We start from the raw sequence: 2,820 nt of genomic DNA on the forward strand, positions 1-2,820 counted from the left end.
CCGCGCGCATCAAATTCAGCGCATCGGAGAAATAGTCCTGCTGGCTCTTGCCGTAGCAGGTGCCGTGCTTGATCCATTCATGCCGTTCGAGATGGGAGGCCGTTCCAGGCATCACCTGATCGAGTTCCGTGCGGGTGTTGGCGTCAAGATTGACCGGCGGCAGGTCTTTCCAGTGGGCCGGATTGTCGTTGGCCTTGTCGCTCGCCGTCGCCTGGCAATAGAAATTGCCATTCGGCTGCGGCCACAGGCCGTGCAAGGTGAAATGCGTGGCGTCGAAATCGCCGGCACTTTGTGCCCTGCATTCGGTCTTGTTCGACTTTGTCTCGCAAAACGCCGGCTGCCAGCTCAGCGCGAAGACGTATTCGGGCTTCCCCGATGCCGCCGGCTTGCCTTGCCCGTCAGGCGCGGCCGGCACGGTCGCCGCGCTGCTGCCGGAAACATGGCCGCAGCTGACCTTCACCCAGCGGCGCTCCGGATCGGCGCCCGGCACCAGGATGAGATAATGCGTCGGCGTCTCCTTGTTGCCGGCAAGCAACTGATAGCTCTGCCCGGCATCGGTCGAGACATTGCCGGGGTTCTTGCCGTTCTTGATCGCTTGCGTCGCCGGACAGGCGGCGTCGGCGACGAAGCTGCCGCTCATCTTCACGTCGGCATGCGCGGCCCCGGCCAGCGACGCCGCCAACATGGCCAATCCGAAAACGACACCGATGCGCATGGAGAATCCCCGGCTGAAGAAGTGGGCGACAGACTGAAGCTGTCTCCATGTCAGAATTGCGATATTTTGCTGACCGAACGCAAGAAACATCGTCGCGAAAAGCGGGTTTGCCGGATTGACGCATAATGTGGGCCGGCGCAAACAAAGCCAACGACGACAAAAGCAAGGGCGGGACCAGGCGGCATGTCATTCAGCCAGCAGCGCGTGGTTGCCTCGCCGACCGGTGCCGAGCTCAATCTTTTCGTCAGGCAGGCCGATGGCCGGGCACGCGCCGTCGTCCAGATCAATCACGGGCTAGCCGAGCACGCAGCGCGCTATGCCCGCTTTGCCGATTTTCTTGGCTCGCGCGGTTTCGACGTCTATGTCCACGATCATCGCGGCCACGGCGCGACCAAGGCGTCCGACGCTCCGCTCGGCAGGTTCGCCGACAGGGACGGTGCCGCCAAGGTGATCGCCGACGTCGACGTCATCCATGATCTCATCGCCCGCGAACGGCCAAACAGACCGGTCATCCTGTTTGGCCATTCGATGGGTGCGTCGGTGGCGCTGAACTACCTGTTGCGCCACTCGCCACGCGTTCACGCGGCAGCAATCTGGAACGGCAATTTCTCCCAAGGCCCGCTTGGGCAGCTTGCGCTCGGCATCCTTGCCTGGGAACGGATGCGGCTCGGCTCCGACGTGCCATCGCGCCTGCTGCCGAAACTCACCTTCCAGGCCTGGGGCAAGGCGGTGCCCAATCACCGCACGCTGTTCGACTGGCTGTCGCGCGACGAAGCGGAAGTGGCGAAATACATTGCCGATCCCTTGTGCGGCTGGGACGCTTCGGTGTCGATGTGGCGCGACGTCGTCGGTATGGCGCTGAACGGTGGCAAGGATGCCGGCTTTGCCGGTATCCGGCGCGACCTGCCCGTCAGCATCGTCGGCGGCGAGAAGGATCCGGCTTCCGACTATGGCAAAGGGATCACCCATCTTGCCAATCGCATGCGCAAGATGGGCTTTTCGAATCTGGTTTCAAAGGTTTACGCCGACACCCGCCACGAAAGCCTGAACGAGGTGAATCGCGACATTATCATGGATGATTTCGCCGCCTGGGCCGACGAAGTCCTCAAAGCGTGACGGATTGGCCCATTGCAAGAGCCGTGACAGCCGTTGCAGGGCTTGATAGAGGCTCTGCTTTCGCAGCAATCGCAGTGATTGCGGCAACCACGGTGATCCATGGCTGAGCCCCCGCTGAAAGGCGTCCGCGTCGTCGAACTCGCCCGCATCCTTGCCGGGCCATGGGCCGGGCAGTTGCTTGCCGATCTCGGCGCCGATGTCATCAAGGTCGAGAGCCCCGATGGCGGCGACGACACCCGCAAATGGGGCCCGCCCTTCGTCATGGGCAAGGACGGCGAGAACCTGTCGGCCGCCTATTACCATTCCTGCAATCGCGGCAAGCGCTCCATCGCCATCGATTTCTCGACCCCGGAAGGCGCCGAGACGGTGCGCCGGCTGGTCGCCACTTCGGACGTGCTGATCGAGAACTTCAAGCTCGGCGGCCTGAAGAAATACGGCCTCGACTATGACAGCCTGCGCAAGATCAACCCGCGCCTCGTCTACTGCTCGATCACCGGTTTCGGCCAGGACGGTCCGTACGCACCGCGCGCCGGCTACGACTTCATCATCCAGGCCATGGCCGGCATGATGTCGATCACCGGCGAGGTCGGCCGCGAGCCGCAAAAGGCGGGCGTTGCCATCTCGGACATCTTCACCGGCCTTTATTCGGTCATCGCCATCCAGGCAGCACTGCGCCATGCCGAGCAGACCGGCGACGGTCAGCATGTCGACATGGCGCTTTTCGACACCCAGATCTCGGCGCTCGGCAACCAGAATTTGAACTATCTCGTCTCCGGCAAATCGCCGGTGCAGATGGGCAATGCGCATATGAACATCGCCCCCTACGAGGTGGTGCCGGTCCGGGATGGGCACATCATCCTGGCGGTGGGCAATGACGGCCAGTTCACCAAATTCTGCGCTGCCGTCGGGCTGGACGACCTGCCTGCCAATCCCGACTTCGCCACCAATCCCGCCCGGGTCGCCAACCGGGCCAAGTTGCGCGAACGCAT

General features: G+C 62.9%; 3 protein-coding genes. 2 read left to right on the plus strand and 1 reads right to left on the minus strand.

All coding sequences use genetic code 11. The features are described 5' to 3' along the window. The coding region (locus EN884_RS31710) for a ribonuclease (RefSeq protein WP_128360962.1) at positions 1–715 on the minus strand (715 nt) is incomplete at its 3' end. Between the two features lie 183 nt (positions 716–898). Between EN884_RS31710 and EN884_RS31715 the strand changes: the two genes are divergently transcribed. Then, the gene (locus EN884_RS31715; RefSeq protein WP_063168497.1) at positions 899–1,831 is read left to right on the plus strand and encodes an alpha/beta hydrolase; all 933 of its coding nucleotides are present in this window, start codon (positions 899–901) and stop codon (positions 1,829–1,831) included. Between the two features lie 99 nt (positions 1,832–1,930). Then, on the plus strand, positions 1,931–2,820 hold an 890-nt coding region (locus tag EN884_RS31720), incomplete at its 3' end, for a CaiB/BaiF CoA-transferase family protein (protein WP_164895284.1).

This window comes from Mesorhizobium sp. M7A.F.Ca.AU.001.01.1.1, assembly GCF_004022735.1.
Lineage (GTDB): Bacteria > Pseudomonadota > Alphaproteobacteria > Rhizobiales > Rhizobiaceae > Mesorhizobium > Mesorhizobium ciceri.